11 protein-coding genes are annotated in these 16,974 nt (G+C 42.1%); 5 read left to right on the forward strand and 6 right to left on the reverse strand.

The annotated features are described in order from the left end of the window. Positions 1–5 precede the first annotated feature (5 nt). A complete protein-coding gene (gene gap, locus H6541_04845; GenBank protein MCB9015102.1) occupies positions 6–1,016 on the forward strand; it encodes a type I glyceraldehyde-3-phosphate dehydrogenase in 1,011 nt (336 codons plus the stop codon). 46 nt (positions 1,017–1,062) lie between these two features. Here the strand turns inward: gap and ppk1 are convergent, their stop codons facing one another. Continuing rightward, positions 1,063–3,114: a polyphosphate kinase 1 gene (gene ppk1, locus H6541_04850; protein MCB9015103.1), complete on the reverse strand. Its 2,052-nt coding sequence runs from the start codon at positions 3,112–3,114 to the stop codon at positions 1,063–1,065. A gap of 82 nt (positions 3,115–3,196) precedes the next feature. Then, complete coding sequence (locus H6541_04855; protein ID MCB9015104.1) at positions 3,197–3,691, reverse strand: histidine phosphatase family protein; 495 nt, start codon at positions 3,689–3,691, stop codon at positions 3,197–3,199. A 284-nt stretch (positions 3,692–3,975) separates the two neighbouring features. Between H6541_04855 and xseA the strand changes: the two genes are divergently transcribed. The 3 genes from xseA to H6541_04870 all read left to right on the forward strand — a co-directional run bounded on the left by xseA (position 3,976) and on the right by H6541_04870 (position 8,074). Then, positions 3,976–5,412: an exodeoxyribonuclease VII large subunit gene (xseA, locus tag H6541_04860; protein MCB9015105.1), complete on the forward strand. Its 1,437-nt coding sequence runs from the start codon at positions 3,976–3,978 to the stop codon at positions 5,410–5,412. Positions 5,413–5,629: 217 nt separating this feature from the next. Continuing rightward, complete coding sequence (xseB, locus tag H6541_04865; protein ID MCB9015106.1) at positions 5,630–5,845, forward strand: exodeoxyribonuclease VII small subunit; 216 nt, start codon at positions 5,630–5,632, stop codon at positions 5,843–5,845. Positions 5,846–5,920: 75 nt separating this feature from the next. Further along, entirely contained in the window at positions 5,921–8,074 is a 2,154-nt protein-coding gene (locus H6541_04870; GenBank protein MCB9015107.1) for a cation:proton antiporter, read from the forward strand. A gap of 5 nt (positions 8,075–8,079) precedes the next feature. On the opposite strand, the gene H6541_04875 is transcribed toward H6541_04870, so the two are convergent. Further along, on the reverse strand, positions 8,080–9,003 hold the full coding sequence (locus H6541_04875) for a pseudouridine-5'-phosphate glycosidase (protein ID MCB9015108.1): 924 nt from the start codon (positions 9,001–9,003) through the stop codon (positions 8,080–8,082). Between the two features lie 5 nt (positions 9,004–9,008). After that, positions 9,009–9,941, reverse strand: coding sequence for a carbohydrate kinase family protein (locus H6541_04880; protein MCB9015109.1), 933 nt, complete (start codon positions 9,939–9,941; stop codon positions 9,009–9,011). A gap of 294 nt (positions 9,942–10,235) precedes the next feature. Here H6541_04880 and H6541_04885 point away from each other — a divergent pair, with 294 nt between their 5' ends. Next, on the forward strand, positions 10,236–11,273 hold the full coding sequence (locus H6541_04885; GenBank protein ID MCB9015110.1) for a T9SS type A sorting domain-containing protein: 1,038 nt from the start codon (positions 10,236–10,238) through the stop codon (positions 11,271–11,273). Between the two features lie 114 nt (positions 11,274–11,387). On the opposite strand, the gene H6541_04890 is transcribed toward H6541_04885, so the two are convergent. Both H6541_04890 and H6541_04895 read right to left on the reverse strand, forming a co-directional pair. Continuing rightward, positions 11,388–12,668, reverse strand: a complete 1,281-nt coding sequence (locus H6541_04890) for a serine hydroxymethyltransferase (protein MCB9015111.1) — start codon at positions 12,666–12,668, stop codon at positions 11,388–11,390. 263 nt (positions 12,669–12,931) lie between these two features. Then, positions 12,932–16,774: a PKD domain-containing protein gene (locus tag H6541_04895; GenBank protein MCB9015112.1), complete on the reverse strand. Its 3,843-nt coding sequence runs from the start codon at positions 16,772–16,774 to the stop codon at positions 12,932–12,934. Positions 16,775–16,974 lie beyond the last annotated feature (200 nt).

A 16,974-nucleotide genomic window follows, 5' to 3' on the forward strand; every position in this document is an offset into this window, starting at 1 on the left:
CAATTATGACCAGAATTAAAGTTGCCATCAATGGATTTGGCCGCATCGGACGCATCACTTTCAGGGCTTTACTGAAGAAAAAAAATATTTCGGTAGTTGCCATTAACGATCTTACTGACCCTTTTACCCTGGCGCATTTGCTTAAATACGACTCGGTTCATGGTAATTTTCCCGGCGAGGTCTTGGCCGGAAATGATTTCTTGATGGTGAACAAAAAAAAGATAAAAGTATTTTCAGCTGCCGAGCCCGGAAGCATTAATTGGGGTAAACTGGGTATCGATGTTGTTATTGAATCAACAGGCAAGTTTACTGACAGGGATTCGGCCATGCGGCATGTAGAAGCCGGGGCGCGCAAAGTAATTATTTCGGCGCCAGCCAAAACCGATCACGAGGATGTAAAGTATGTAGTTCTTGGGATAAATGATTACATAATTGAAAAAGAAGATGTTATAATTTCCAACTCATCCTGTACAACCAATTGCGTGGCGCCTATGATTAAGGTGCTTGACGATAAATGGGGCGTGGAAAAGGGATTTATCACTACTGTTCATTCCTATACCCGCGATCAGAATTTGATTGATGCTCCGCATAGCGATTTGCGTCGGAGCCGCGCTGCAGCTTACAGCATTATTCCTACTACAACAGGTGCAGCCAAAGCTGCTACCAAAATATTTCCGCATTTGAAAAACAACCTTGGAGGGGCCGGAATCAGGGTGCCAGTTCCGGATGGTTCTCTCACCGATTTAACTTGTACCCTGAAGTATTCGACCAGCATAGAAGAAATCAATGCAGCTTTTCGTGAGGCATCCAATGGATATCTTAAAGGAATTATGCAATATACCGAGGACCCGATTGTTTCCATCGATATCATCGGCAATCCGCATTCTGCTATATTTGATGCTGGTTTAACAGCTGTGTTGGGCGACAAAAATAAACTTGTAAAAATTGTTGCCTGGTACGATAATGAAAGCGGATATGCTCACCGTTTGGCTGATTTGGTTGAAAAATTTGCCTGAAATTATTTTGATGGTGCTTCAGCGTTTTGACTGCTGCATCCTGTGTTTATAATTCTTTCAGGTATTTATATATTTCAATCTGCGATCTGAAACGGGGCAGTTTGTCCTGATCTTTGTAAAAGTTAGGCTCCTGATGGTTAACTATGCGTGCCTTGGTATTGTCTTTAAGTTGTATGCGTAACATTGTTTTTAGTTCCTGTTGCAAACTGCGGTCATAAACCGGGCATGCTACCTCAATTCGGTTGTCAAGGTTGCGAACCATCCAGTCGGCACTGGAGATGTAATATTTTTCATCGCCTCCGTTACAGAATACGAAAACACGCGAATGCTCCAGAAATTTATCGACAATACTGATAACTTCAATATTGTCGCTTAGTCCCGTAACGCCCGGTACAACTGTACAGGTGCCACGGCATATGATCTGAACTTTTACTCCGGCCATTCCAGCCTGATATATTTTGCGAATGATTTTATCATCCACCAGGTTGTTCAGTTTGATAATACACCAGGCTTCTTTGCCTGATTTGGCATTTTTTATTTCAGTGTTCAACATCCTGAGGTAGAAGTTTCGCATATGAAATGGGGCAACTATCAGGCTATTAAACCTGGGGGGATTATACTTGCTTTCGAAAAGCTGAAATACACTGTTGACGTCAGCAGTAATTGATGGATTAGAGGTTAGCAGGCTGTCATCAGCATATACTCTGGCTGTTTGTTCATTAAAATTCCCAGTCCCGATATTGGCGTAATATGTATTTTTATCACCTTCGCGGCGGCGTATAAGAAGCAGTTTGGAGTGCACTTTAAATCCCGGAATTCCCTGAATTAATTTAACTCCTTCTTCCTGCATTTTTTCGGCCCAGTAAATATTGGCTTCTTCGTCAAATCGTGCCTGAAGTTCCATAAATACAGTTACGGATTTGCCGTTTCGGGCAGCATTTATCAAAGCATTAATTACATTGGAATCGCGTGCTACGCGATAAAGAGTCATTTTTATTGATTTTACCTGAGGGTCAATTGAGGCTTCGCGCAATAAATCAATGATGTACCCAAAAGACTGGTACGGAAAATGCAGAAAAATATCTCTTTCGCGCATAACCCTCAGAATACTCTCGTTTTTGGGTAGTTTTCGGTGTTCCAAAGGCTTGGTTGGCGCGTATAACAAGTCATAACGACCAATATTGGGAAACGACATAAAGTCCTTGAAGTTATGATAACGGCCGCTTTTAGATAATGTATCTGTTTCGTTGATGTCAAGCTTTTGTTTGAGTGTTGCCAGTAGTTTTGCCGGCATATTTTTATCGTAAATAAACCTTACAGGTGCTCCCAGCTTGCGTTGTTTCAGACTTTCGGTCATTATTTCAAGAAAACTCTTCGAAACATCATTGTCGATGTCGAGTTCTGCGTCGCGCGTAAATTTAAAAGTATAGGCATCAAAAGTATCATAGCCGAATATCGAAAATATTTCGCCAAAGCAATATCTTATCACATCGTCAAGAAGAATAATGTATTGGTCTTTTCCTTCGGAAGGGAGTATGACAAAACGCGACAATGGCCCTGCGGGAACCCTGATGACTGCAAATTGCTCATTACCGGGTTCATTCGACCGGGCAAGACGGATGGCCAGATAAATGGATTTATCGATGAGCGATGAGGATTTCAGATTGCTTAGCATGATGGGGAAAAGTTGCGATCTGACGTGGTCGTTAAAATATCGCCTGATATAACTGCCGTGCTCTTCTGAAAGTCCTCTCTCATTTATGATATGAATGCCTTCATGGGCAAGTTCTCTTACCAATTTTCTGAAAATACGGGCAAATTCTTTTTGTTGCTGGGCATCTATTTTGTTTATTTCTTTGAGGGTACGGCGCGGGTTTGCCATCAGCGAATCATTATTCCGCTTATTGTAGTCAACCAAGCGGTTTAAGGTGGCTACCCGCACTCTGAAAAATTCATCGAGATTATTTGAGAATATTCCCAAAAATTTCACGCGCTCAATAAGTGGCGTGGTTTCATCTGCGGCTTCCTGAAGCACACGGCCGTTAAATTCTAACCAACTTAGTTCTCTGTTTACAAATTTTTTTACCGCTTTATTCATAGTCGTTTTCTTTCAGTCATTTCTGCATCCGAAACAGAGCAGGCAAGTAAATGTGATTCAGTTGTTTACTTGTAATAAAAGCTTATTGAAACATTTTTGGGAAAATGATATATTCTACTTTATAGGAAGCTTCAGGCAGATTTTCCCATTGATCAGTATCAAAAGTTATGGCCACAACTCCTGATGTAGGCAGGTAATCTATCTTATTTTCCAGGTAGTTATTCGCAAAGTTAGTAATTGCGGGATTATGGCCTACCATCATTACATGAGAAACCTTTACGGGCAAGTCGAAGAAAATATCCAGAAAATTGTCAGAATCGGACGAATAAATTTTCTTCTCTGTTCTGATGTTGTTTTCATCAACATGAAAAGCGTGGGCAATAATTGCCGCAGTTTCTGCAGCTCTTACGGCGTGACTGCTGATAATGAAGTCGATAATGGCTTTTCTTTCCTGAAGCTGTGTAATAATAATCCGGGTCCGTTTCAGCCCTTTTTCAAGCAGCGGCCGGTCAAGATCATTTAACTCAAGTTGCTTCCAAGACGACTTTGCATGACGCATTAGATATAATGTTTTCATATTTAATGGTTTGGTTCCGGTAAATAATGTGAAACATTCAAAATTAGGGCAATAACTGATTGTTTGGCCATGCCTGATTATAATTAACAATTAAATAATATAAATGGCAGTTAATATCAGAGATTGTTCAGAAAGGGAGAGGGTGTAGTGATTTGATTTATGTAATACTTCGCGGGGTTTCCTTTCAAAATTAAAGTTTGCGTTCTGATGCCGGATACCGTGCCCGATTGTTTTATTCTGTAAATTTGAACTTATTTCTGACCCGATTCCTCAATACATTTCAGATGCAGATGCCCCAAGATGACACAAACTTCCATGAACGACAGGTTTATACCCTGTCAGATATTACAGGAAGTATTGCGCGCATGTTCAGCAAATACTATGCTTCGCCATATTGGATAAGGGCAGAAATCTCAAAGTTGAACTTTTATCCTGCATCTGGCCATTGTTTTCCTGATTTGGTTGAGAAGTATGAGGGGAAGGTAAAATCGCAGATGCGCAGTATTATCTGGCGAGACGATCTGTTCAGGATTTCACAAAAGTTTGAAAGTGTGACGCGAGAGCCTTTGCGTGAAGGAATTGCCATCATGTTTCAGGCTTACGTGAAATTTACTTCTGAACACGGCCTTTCGCTCAATATTATTGATATTGAGCCCCTTTATACTTTGGGTGAGATGGCCAGGGAGAAAATGGCTTCCATTGAGCGGATGAAAAGAGAAGGCATTTTTCAGCTTAATAAGCTGATTCCGCTGCCATTGTTGCTCAAAAATGTGGCTGTCATCTCTGCCGAAACAAGCAAAGGATATAATGATTTGATGGTTACCCTGAACAATAATCAGTCAGGTTATCAGTTTATTACAGATTTGTTCCCTGCTTTTCTTCAAGGTGATGGAGCCGTTGAATCTATCAGAAAACAATTAAAGAGAATAAAATCTGTCAGCAGTCAGTATGATGCTGTATTAATTATCAGGGGCGGAGGCGACGAAGTTGGGATGGCCTGTTATGATCATTATGATTTGGCGCGTGACGTGGCATTGTTTCCTTTGCCGGTAATCACAGGCATCGGGCATTCAACCAATGAAACTGTGGTAGAAATGGTGGCTTGTGTGAATAAAATAACCCCAACTGACGTAGCACATTTTCTTATTGAGAGCTTTCGCAACTTTGACGAGAGAATTCAAACGGCTGCATCTGCATTAAGCCAAAGTGCAAGGTTGATGCTTGCAAATGAGTATCTGCAGTTTGAAAAATCAACCGGTGCCTTCTTTCAGGCCGGACAAGCATTTTTAGAACATGAGCGGGAAACGCTCGGTCAAATGGCGCTTGATATCAGGGAGTCGGTAAATGTGGCGGTCTTTAATCATCGCATAGCACTCAGCCGTTACGAATCGTCACTTGTCATGCAACCGGTTCAGCTGTTGCTCAAAAATAGGGTAAAACTGAAAGAACATCAGAAAATACTGGGCATTTATCATCGGCACTTACTCGTAAATCAATCGCAAAATCTTGATAGCCTGGAGCAACGGGTACGATTGCTCGATCCGGTTAATGTGCTTAAACGTGGTTTTACTATCACCCGCTTCAAGGGAAAGGCCATCGGAGCTGATAATCCGGTTGAAGCAGGTGCCAGCCTGGTGACTGAAACTATGCATGAAATGATTGAAAGTACTGTTACCGGTATTAAAACTGTTGAACAGGGTCAGGTCTTTCCGGCTGATTAACAGGCTGCTCATTCTGATACAAAGGAAGTTTATGTGGGTGATAAGCAATGGGCTGTTTTCGTTTTTTCTTTGCTGTTTTTTTCGATTACAAAGCTGAATTTTTAATGCCTGAATGCAGAGTTGCGACTTTGTTAGTATTTAATTCATTATTGAGAGTGTTTATTCAAACACAGCAAATCTTGCTTACTTTTGTACTGTACTAAGAATTGAATTAAACATGAGCCCAGCTATTACTTATACCGAAGCAATTCTTGAACTTGAAACCATAGTTTCTGACATTGAAAATGCCTCTATCGGGGTGGATGAGTTATCGGAAAAAGTTAAACGTGCAGCTGAGTTAATCAAAATCTGCCGCAATAAACTTACTTCCACCGATAAGGAAGTTAATTCGATACTTAAAAGCCTGGGGGCTGATGATGCCATAGTTGAATAGCATTTCCTTGTTTTTCCTTACAATCTTCTATTATCAGTTCACAATTTTGTTTTACTGCTTAACACCCAAACACAAGTGAAGGCTTTCAGGGAAAGGCGAAAACTCAGCAGTTCATGGTTGAACATTGCGATTATCGCAGTTGTGGCTGTGCTTTTGTGGCTGATTTTACAGGCCGGAAAAACTTTTGAACACAATAAAGGGCTGGCATCACTGGTCAGCAAAACTTCCTCCGGTTCTTCCGGTATTTTTAATTTTCATGAGGTGATTAATTTGCATCACCCGCTTTCGGTATTAATTCTTCAGATTCTGATTATTATATTGGTATCCAGGGTGCTGGGGTGGGTGCTTTCGCTCATCAACCAACCTACTGTTATTGGCGAAATCCTGGCCGGTATTTTGTTAGGCCCATCCTTATTAGGTCTTTATTTTCCTGAAGCAACCGTTTTTCTTTTTCCTGTTGAGTCTCTCGGAAACCTTCAAATACTCAGCCAGATAGGACTTATTCTTTTTATGTTTATAATTGGAATGGAGCTCGATATCGGACTTTTGCGACAGAAAGCAAAGGCTGCTGTTTTTATCAGCAACACGAGTATTGTAGTACCATTTGTGATGGGGGCCGGATTGGCTTATTTCCTTTTCGAATCATTCGCTCCGGCAGGCTCCCGTTTTATTTCTTTCGCTTTGTTTATGGGCATTGCAATGAGTATAACTGCTTTCCCCGTACTTGCGCGCATTGTGCAGGAGAGAGGCATGACCCGCACACCCCTGGGCATGACAGCTATTACCTGCGCAGCCGTTAATGATATTACTGCCTGGGGAATTTTGGCCCTGGTAGTGGCTATTGCCAATGCTTCAGCCGTGAGTGGTGCCTTGTTTACCATATTTTTATCGCTGCTTTATATTGTTTTAATGTTGTTCTTTATCAGGCCATTCCTGAATAAGGTCGCGCTTAAATATACTGTCAGAGAGACTGTTAGTAAAATGATTGTAGCAGTTGTCCTCAGCACCATGCTTTTGTCGGCCTACATTACAGAAGTAATTGGCATTCATGCACTTTTTGGAGCTTTTATGGCAGGCGTTATCATTCCCGATAATGTGAGGTTTAAGCAAATTATAGCCGAAAAGATTGAGGATGTAAGTCTGGTTTTATTGCTTCCTTTATTTTTTGTTTATACCGGACTACGAACCCAGATTGGTTTATTGAACGACGCTTCACTTTGGCTCACCGGTCTGTTGGTGGTTGCTGTTGCTGTTACAGGAAAATTCGCAGGTAGTGCATTGGCCGCCAGATATACCGGCCAGGCTTGGAAGGATAGTCTTCTCATTGGTGCACTTATGAATACCCGTGGTTTAATTGAACTTGTTGCTTTAAATATTGGCTATGATATTGGCGTACTTTCTCCCGAAATATTTACCATTTTAGTACTTATGGCGCTGATTACCACTTTTATGACCGGTCCGGCCATTGCGTTTATCAACTTTCTGTTTAAAAGGCCAGAGGATGAAAGTGCTGCATTGTCTACAATCAGGGTGCTCATTGCTTTTGGCCCTTCAGAAGCTGGAGGTAAATTGACCATGATGGTGAATGCTTTGTTTGGAAACAGAAAAAAAAGGTTAAAACTATCAGCCCTGCACCTGACACCCAATACTGAAATTTCTATTAAAAATGCCCGATTGTTTGAAGAAGAAGCATTTCGCCATGTAAAAAAGGTGGCTGCTCATGCAGGAATTGAAGTCAAAACAATTTATCGCACAGCAGAGAATGTAACACAGGAAATCTCAAAAACTGCCAACCGGGGCAAATTTGATTTATTAGTAGTTGGCAGTTCCAGACCTTTGCTTAGCCAGGATGAAACTGGGGGGAAAGCCCGGTATTTCTTTGATAAAGTGAAATGCAATGTGGGATTGCTTATCGACAAGGGGTTTGAAGAAATCAGGTCTGTATTGATTATTATGGAATCTGAAGATGATAATTTTATGCAGATGCTTGCCCGCGGATTTAATCCGCAGTGTCATGTTGATTATACCTGTTTGTTATCAAATAATTCATCAGATAAATCAGCTGTAAATACAGAAATTCGTCATATCCGCTTCCCTGAAACGGATGACAACCTCAGGAACTACGATCTGATTATTGCAACCATTGATTGTTATAGAAATCAACGAGAGGTTAACGCGTCATGGGTGGATGGCAACGCTTCTCTTTTGCTCATCAGTCGGAGTCAATAGTATCATCAGGCGAAGGGCTTTTCATAACTGCATGCAATTTTTGCACCCAGGGCTGCATTGCTTTTAACAAGCGCAATATTGGCAGCAAGACTCTCGCCTCCTGTTTGCTCAGCAATTGTTTTAAGCAGGAAAGGCGTAATTTTTTTACCTGTAATATTTTGTTTATTTGCCTCCTCAAGGGCAGTTTTGATGTAAGTTTCCATTGTTGAAAAGGGGACTTCCATTGACTTTGGAATCGGGTTGGCAATTAATACCGAACCATTCAGATTGAGTTCCCATTTAGCGCGGAGCATATCAGCAATGGCGGAGGGAGAATCAAGACGAAGAGGGGAAATATATCCGCTGTTTTGTGAATAGAAAGCCGGAAAATTGTCCTGACCATAAGTAACCACAGGAACGCCTGCTGTTTCGAGGTATTCAAGGGTAAGACCGATATCAAGAATTGATTTTACCCCTGCCGATATCACTGCAACATTTGTTTGCGCCATTTCGAACAGGTCGGCAGATATGTCCATACTGGTTTCAGCACCCCGGTGAACACCTCCTATGCCTCCGGTCACAAAAATCCTGATACCGGCCATAGATGCAATACGCATGGTAGAGGCTACTGTGGTTGCTCCCTGAATCTTTTGACTGATAACGTAGGGCATATCCCGGAGGCTTACTTTCCATACATTTTCTGCATTGCCCAGCATTTCCAGCTGAGATGGGTTTAACCCAATGCATAGTTTGCCTTCAAGGATGGCAATTGTGGCAGGAATAGCACCATTTTCTCTTACAATAGCTTCAACTTCCAAGGCCGTTTCAATATTCTGGGGGTAAGGCATGCCATGGGCAATGATTGTTGATTCTAACGCAACCACGGGTTTTCCATCGGAGATGGCTGCTTTAACTTCAGGGTGTATGTTGAGGTAATCTGCTGATTTCATGTGAATTATTTGTAATTAAGATAAGTTTCCTCCAGTAAATCAAAATTAAGATCGGCACGCATCGCACCTTTAACTTCAAGAACAAGGGCTGACATGGCATGTCCGTAGCGCACACATTCCTCTATGCTACGGTTCATTAGCCAGGCATGTATCCATCCCGCCAATCCTGCATCTCCTGCACCTGTTGTATCTGTAACATTTACCACAGGAGCGTCCAGTTTGTAGCTGTAATTTTTTGCAAAGATACCTGAACCATGCTTACCGTTTCGTATCCAAATAAACTTTACACCTTTTTCAAGAACTCCGCTGATGAGTGCATTTGTATTTGTTTCAGCATGGTTTCCCGAAATGGCAAGCATTTCATCACGGTTTGGTGTGATGAGTAACACATCCTGAAGGTCGGCTTGTAAAAGCCGGGCTGCTTTGGGCACTGATACCGGTTCAATAATGCATGGTATTTGCTCGCTTCGGCTAAAGTTTAGCAGCCATTTTAAAGTATATGCATTCAGATTGGTGTCAATCAGAAGAAGAGAAGCTGTTTTGAGAAGATCTGTCTTTTGCCGGAGAAAGTCAGGATTGATCTGTTCCTCAAAATGAGTGGATACGGCTCCTGCAAACAAATCGCCATCAGGCGAAAGAACAGCTGCAAACCGCCCTGTTTCAAAATCGTTGATGATAGCGTGTGTAATTCCAATGCCACATGACTGGCATTCATTCATGAGCCATTTGCCTCCCGGATCAGAGCCAAAATGAGTGATAAGTTCAACCTGATGGCCAAGCAATGACAAATGGCTGGCAATATTGCGGGCTACTCCGCCAGCCGAACGGTAATAAGCAGCCGGATTCGAAGTTCCTCTTACAGGTTGCGCATGACAAATGTAACTTTCGTCAATCAAGGCTGCACCAATGCAGATAATAGGATTTTTTCTCACAGCCATAAAAGTAATTATTTTCAGGATGATTTAGTATTGCCAGGCCGAAGTCCATTTGTTTTTTTAAATCGTTGACTTATGATGTTTTATACCTGCAAAGTAAGCTCCGGTTGTCTGACAGGCTTTTTCAGGCTCATTTATTTTGATTAGTTTTCTGATGATTGAATTACTTTTGAGGGATTTATGCGATCTATAACCAAAGCAATCAATTCGTTTAACCAAGAGTTCGGGATTAAAAAATCTGAACATGGAAAGAGTTGCTTTAAATCATTAATTTTATCTCGAAAAAAACATCCAATTATGATAAGAAGAGCACTTTTTACACTTTTGGCTTTTTATTTTGTGGCTGGTGCAATTGGTCAGACTGTTCTGAAATATGAAACACATGCAATTGAAGCTGATTCAAAGAATGCGATGAAACTTACTGATTATATGGAGGCTGGATCTTCCGGCAGAAATGTAATCTGGGATTTTACTGCATTGCAACTTAAGAGCGATTTTGAAGGCAGTGCTGAACAAGCCGGATATTCTGACTACGCTTCTTATTTTCAGCAAGCTAATGTAGTTGTTCAGGAGTTCGGAAATTATTTTTTCTTTCAGGTTTCTAAGCAGGGAATTGAGCAGTATGGATTTTTATCGGCCGATAAAAAGACCCTTATCGTATATGATGTGCCCTTTGTAAAAATGAAATTTCCATTTTCATATGGGAATTCTTTTCAGGGTGATTACCATGGGACTCTTACCAACGAATGCAACAGCGGGATAATATCGGGCAATTACAAAATTGAAGCTGATGGGCTGGGCTCGCTGCTTCTGCCCGGTGATGTTTCGTATGACAATGTGTTGAGGGTAAAAGAAACCAAAATATTCACCGAAACAGTGAATAACAAATCCACAGATGTTGAAATGCTTACTTATCGCTGGTATATAAATGAGAATCCATATCCTATAATGGCGCTCATCAGCAAGACATTTCACATGCCCGATGGAAATATGACAGTTTCTAATCAGGCTGCCTACAATGATATTATGATTAGCCAGCCTGGTTCTGTACTTGCACTTAACAGCCTGGCAGGTGAAAACAATTTTAATGCATTCCCTAATCCGTTCAGCGACAGAATTGCCATTGAGTTTGAGCTTGGGAAAGAATCAGGTGTAAGCTTGTCATTATTTAACATGAACGGACAATTGATAAAGGAATTGGCTGGCGGTAAATTGTCGCAAGGGAAACATTCTGTCAGTATTTCAGGCAAAGAGCTGAATCTGGCCAAGGGTACTTATTTGTTGAAACTCATTGCTGACGGAGTTGAAACATCATTGAAGATTGTTAAGCAATAGTATTAATGCAATTATGTTTGCCTGATTAAGGCTTAGTTGCAGACCTGATTCAATTAATTATAAAACAGAAAAGCCATCCGTTGTGGATGGCTTTTCTGCTGCTAAAAAATTAAATTACCAGGCGAACAAGGGAAATTCGCCCATCATTTCATTGACTTTATCGCGTACATTTTCAATCACCGATTCATTGTCAATATTGCTCAATACCTCATCAATGAGGTCAACAATTACTGGCATATGTTCTTCTTTCAGGCCACGGGTTGTAACAGCCGGAGTTCCAACACGGATTCCTGAAGTGGTGAATGGAGAGCGGCTATCGAAAGGTACCATGTTTTTGTTGATGGTAATATCAGCCTTTACCAGGGTATTTTCAGCTACTTTGCCTGTAAGTTCAGGAAATTTTGAGCGCAGGTCGATCAACATCAGGTGATTATCGGTGCCACCTGAAATAACATGATAACCTTTGTCAACAAAAGCTTTGGACATTACCAGTGCGTTTTTCTTTACCTGAATAATGTATTCCATAAATTCGTCGGAAAGTGCCTCTCCGAAAGCGACAGCTTTTGCAGCAATTACATGTTCCAGCGGTCCGCCCTGAATGCCGGGGAAAACAGCAGAATCGAGCAGTGCTGACATCATCTTCACTTCACCCTTAGGAGTTTTAAGTCCCCATGGGTTCTCAAAATCTTTTCCCATCAGAATGAGCCCGCCGCGTGGTCCCCTGAGGGTTTTGTGTGTAGTTGTGGTTACAAAATGGCAATAAGGAATCGGGTCGTTCAACAGGCCGCGGGCAATGAGTCCGGCAGGATGAGCGATATCAGCAAGCAGTAATGCTCCGATTTTGTCAGCAATCTCGCGCATACGTTTAAAATCCCAGTCGCGTGAATAGGCTGAAGCACCGGCTATCATGAGTTTTGGTTTTGTTTCCAGTGCAACAGCTTCCATCTTGTCATAATCAATCATCCCGGTTTCTTCTTCAACGCCGTAAGCTACGGGGTTGTAAAGAATACCTGATGAATTTACCGGAGAGCCATGAGAAAGATGCCCGCCATGTGCCAGGTTCAATCCCATAAAGGTGTCGCCTGGTTTCAGTACAGTCATTAAAACAGCCATATTGGCCTGTGCTCCGGAATGTGGCTGAACATTGGCCCATTCGGCTCCAAAAAGAGCTTTGGCGCGGTCAATGGCTAACTGTTCGGTTTGGTCAACAATCTGACATCCACCGTAATACCTTTTTCCGGGATATCCTTCAGCATATTTATTGGTCAATACTGAACCCATTGCATCAAGCACCTGCTGACTTACAAAATTCTCAGAAGCAATAAGCTCAATGCCATGCATCTGGCGTTCTTTTTCCTCTTTAATCAGGTCAAAAACCTGTTTATCCTTTTTCATGGTAGCAATATGTTTATTATTTATTGTTGTGATGTTGCAATTAACTACTCAGTTTTTATGTTTTTTCATGCCGGAAATGTTATCCGGAAGTGGTGCAAAGGTATAAAAAGAATATTACGGCATCGATGGCATAATAAAAATCATTTTCATGTTTGACGCTTATTTAATGTCAAGATTATCAGATTGTAAAGCACGATAATGTTTTAAATTGAAAAGGGGGATGGTTTAAATGCCATCCCCCTTTTGCTCCAAGTCAATGCTTCTTATTTTATAACAACTACTTTTCTGGTTATCAGACTGGTTTCAGTTTTTATACGGAAACTGTAAGTGCCTTCTGTGTAGTCTGAAAGATCAAAGCTGTATCGGTTTTCACCAGAACATGATTTTCTGAAAATTGTATGCCCGGTTAGGTCAATCAGCTGAACTTCCATTGCTGGAAAACGTTTGGGGTCAACTTCAAGTACGAAAACTCCTTTGGTAGGATTCGGATAGATGCGAAATCCCTTGTCAGCATACTCATCTGTTGACAGAGTAGAGCTCGCCTGAGTTACTGTAACCAACTGTGGCCCTCTGCCTTCAATAACAACCGAAATGGTTGATTTGCGTTCGGCATAGTAAGGATTTTGGAGATAAGTGGCAACCAGCGTTCCATCCCCGGCTCCCGATGGAGTTACAGTAAGCCATGCTGAATCTGCTGTTGCAGTCCAGTTTGTATTTGATGCAATGTCAAAGTTAACGCTTCCGGCAAAATCATCAACATTGATATTTTCAGGAGTTACCGTTATCACAGGCATTGCAGCATCCTGGGTTATTGTAACTGTAACAGGCTCTAATCCTTCAACATTAATGATGATGGATGCAATACGTGATGCAGCCCAGGTGTTTTGCTGGTAGTCAACAGAAATACTTCCGTTGCCATTGCCTGATGCGGATAAAGTGCACCAGCCTGATTCAGTTGAAGCAGTCCAGGCAGCATTGGAGGTTACATTAAATGTTACATTTCCGGCAAGTGTGTCCACGTCAAAATTTCCCGGTTCTACATTCAGTACAGGTAATGCACCGGCCTGAACAACAGTAACAACCACCGGTTCAAGTCCTTCAACCGCAACTGCTAAATAAGCGGTTCGTTCGGATGCTATTAAATTCTGAGTATAACTGGCTGTTAAAATTCCGTTTCCAAGACCACCTGAGGTTACATTACACCATTCAGCATCGCTCTGCGTTGTCCAGCCTGCATTGCTTGATATTTCAAACCCGGTAGAGCCTGCAACATCAGACACCTGCTGACTTAAAGGATTCACCGAAAGGGCAGGAGGTGCTGAAGCTGTAGTGGCATCGTCTGTTATTCCTCCTGAATAGTTAAGGTCGTTGTCGATGGAATATGCTTTGTAATAATAAGTTGTTCCGGAAGCCAATCCGTTGTGATTAAATGATGTGGCATCTCCTGTATACAAAACGGTTCCTCCGTCAGTAAAAACATCACCAGCAGCGTACGTAGTGCCGGCTGTAGGCGATCCAAATACACCATCGGTTGACCAGACAACCAGTACATTGTTGCTGGCTGCATTTTTTGTCCAGCTCAGGTCTATTTGTGTTTCGCCGGCAACTGTAGCATCAAAAGCGACTGGGTTTTCAACAAGGCTTACACAACTCACACTGGCCACCCAGCCGGTTGAGTTAAAACTTTGATTTGAATGAAATACAACTGTAAGAGAGCCTGTTTCATTGTCGGATGTAATAATGCCCGGAGAATCGGTGCCACACCAGGTTCCGATTTTGGCCGACAAAATATTATTGCCATTATAAATGGTAAGGTAATCACTTGCACAATTGGTGCTCGATTGTAAGCTGAATTCGCTGAAATTCAAACTTATCTGATGATTAGGTACCGAAGCGTTTAATATCATGGTATAATCAAGATTATTGCCATAATTTCCGTTTGGTCCTCCCGGATCAGAAAATGTTCCGTTACAGGTAGTAAGGCTTGTATTGCTGATCACAAATGCATCGCCAACAATATTAATATAATCGGTTTTGGTGTTGGTATTGTTGCCGTTTACTGTTAATGAAATGGTTTTTGGCCCTGCACTTGAGTAGGTTACCATGTGGGGTCCTTGTGTGGTGGCTGTTTGAGGTGATGCATCAGCTCCGAAATCCCACAACCAGGAGGTTGCGTTACAGGTTGATTCATCGCTAAAACTAACAGCGTTGTCAATAACAACAGTTAATGAACTGGCACTAAACTCCGCATTTGCCTCATTCACTGAAATATACGCGGTTTTGGTTTCAGTATCAGAACCTACGCCGTTAGTGGCTGTCAGACTTACATCATAATTACCAAAGGCAGTGAACTGAACTTTTGGATTTTGTGATGTTGAGCTTGTTCCTTCAACGTAAATGAAAGTACCCGGGGTGATTGTCCATTCCCATGTTGCCGGGGCAGCTGTGGTGAGGTCGGTAAAAGCAACCGTTGAGTTGAGGCATGGAAGTGTATTGTCGGCAATAAAGTTCGTATTTGGGCCCAAAGGGCCGATATTGAATGCTGCTATTCTGGTTTTTCTGCCGCTGTTGTTATATTGATTGGTGTACCAGAATGTTTCATCATCGGCAGGGTCGACACAAAGCAGTGAATAATCGCCCCATCTTTCAGCGCCAGTTTGCGAAGATGTTCCTTCCCAAATTAAGCCCTCCGGAACATCCATTATTCCTGTTGCATTGGCATATGCTTCGGCAGTTTGTCCAGTAAAACGAATGCCCGGGAAGACGCTGCTGCTTGAAATTGAATATCCAAGGCCGAGTTCACCGCTTCCGTTCATCATGATACTTCCCATCCAGCGCGAGTGTTCATCAGGGGCATACGTGCCCTGCTGCCTGACTGACCAGTCTCCCGTTGTCTTACGCAGTTCATACCAACGAACCCCTGCATGGTCGGTTGCATCCACATCAACTGTATGACAACATACGATTGTTTGGTAAGTACCAAAATTGCGATACTGAGGAACATTCATGATAACCTGGGGAATAGCATCAAGCTCTTGACTTGTGTTAGGCTGTTTAATGTTGGTCCAGTTATTGCCAAAATTACTGTCAAATGGAGCAACGTCTATTTGCTGAACGCGGTTAAATGTTGAGTTTGATGTTGTTGTCCAGTCAACATCAAGTTCGTATAGCCATAATTGGTCGCTTCCTCCACCAATGGCATCATCGTTAAATGCAATAAAGAGTCCGGGTTCACCTTCTGGTGCAGCGGGACCATCATTATCTAAAGGTGGAACCATCATAAAACCATCAATGGACGAAGGCCTCCATGGGTTGTTAAAAGCTACCATTTTGGGGCTGGTTCCTCCTGAAAGCATGACCTCACGTTCAAATACATAAATGTCGTTCCCATTTCCGGTATTGGTTCCCATATAATAGCCATCGCGCCAGATTCCGAACTTTTCATAATCAGGCATTCCGGTCATGTTAAATGAATACTGATACCAGGCGCCTGTTGGGTCATTGGTTACTGAAACAGCAACCAACATTCTGTCAGGCGAGCCACATAACGAGAACTCTGCAGCCATCCATCGGTCAGCCATTTCATCGTAAAGAATGATAGGGTCGCCATCATTGCAATTTGCACCTGGTACGCTTCCAAAAAGCAAATTCATGTTGGTTGGCCCAGCCAGTTTGGTGCCTGTTTTCGTATAAATAGCGTAAGTAGAGTTTACGGTCTGCATATAGTGGTCAGGGCCGGCAGTACCATTATCGTCAGGCGGAAAATAAGGAGATGTCTGACCATTAAAACTTACAACAGGCTCAGAAGCAACACCGCCACTTTTGCCCATTTTTTTTTGCCAAACGGCATCTGGCCCTTTAGGCAGTGCTGTTTCGGCATAGGGGAAGGTGCGGTTTCTGAGTTTTGGGTTCAGAAGTTTTTCGCTGGCTTTGGCTACCATTTCGTCAAACTCTTGCTGTGTCAGTGCTGGCAACTCTTTCAGAGGCTTACTTATTCCGATAAGCGTGCCTTCTCCTACAGTGGCAGGACTCTGTGCTCCTTGCTGAGCCTGACCGGTAAAATAAAACAGGCTTACCATAAATATGGTAATGAAAAAAGATCTCATTTGCTTGATATTTGGTTCGTTTTTGGTGAGTTCTTCCGATTAGAATCCCTATCGTCCATCGGAAATTGTGTCAAAGATATATTTTATTTAAACAGGGTCTGATGAAGCATTTTTTTAAACCCTGATTTATCGGCAAGGCTTTTAGACAGATAATGTCATAATATATATTATGATATTGACATACAGGTATATGTGAGCAT

The sequence above is a fragment of the Lentimicrobiaceae bacterium genome (genome assembly GCA_020636745.1).
Lineage (GTDB): Bacteria > Bacteroidota > Bacteroidia > Bacteroidales > Lentimicrobiaceae > Lentimicrobium.

Bases quoted from the DNA above. Each gene is read 5' to 3' on its own strand.
- gap (MCB9015102.1), top strand. From the start codon at position 6: ATGACCAGAATTAAAGTTGCCATCAATGGATTTGGCCGCATCGGACGC.
- ppk1 (MCB9015103.1), bottom strand. From the start codon at position 3,114: ATGAATAAAGCGGTAAAAAAATTTGTAAACAGAGAACTAAGTTGGTTA.
- H6541_04855 (MCB9015104.1), bottom strand. From the start codon at position 3,691: ATGAAAACATTATATCTAATGCGTCATGCAAAGTCGTCTTGGAAGCAA.
- xseA (MCB9015105.1), top strand. From the start codon at position 3,976: ATGCAGATGCCCCAAGATGACACAAACTTCCATGAACGACAGGTTTAT.
- xseB (MCB9015106.1), top strand. From the start codon at position 5,630: ATGAGCCCAGCTATTACTTATACCGAAGCAATTCTTGAACTTGAAACC.
- H6541_04875 (MCB9015108.1), bottom strand. From the start codon at position 9,003: ATGAAATCAGCAGATTACCTCAACATACACCCTGAAGTTAAAGCAGCC.
- H6541_04880 (MCB9015109.1), bottom strand. From the start codon at position 9,941: ATGGCTGTGAGAAAAAATCCTATTATCTGCATTGGTGCAGCCTTGATT.
- H6541_04885 (MCB9015110.1), top strand. From the start codon at position 10,236: ATGATAAGAAGAGCACTTTTTACACTTTTGGCTTTTTATTTTGTGGCT.
- H6541_04890 (MCB9015111.1), bottom strand. From the start codon at position 12,668: ATGAAAAAGGATAAACAGGTTTTTGACCTGATTAAAGAGGAAAAAGAA.
- H6541_04895 (MCB9015112.1), bottom strand. From the start codon at position 16,774: ATGAGATCTTTTTTCATTACCATATTTATGGTAAGCCTGTTTTATTTT.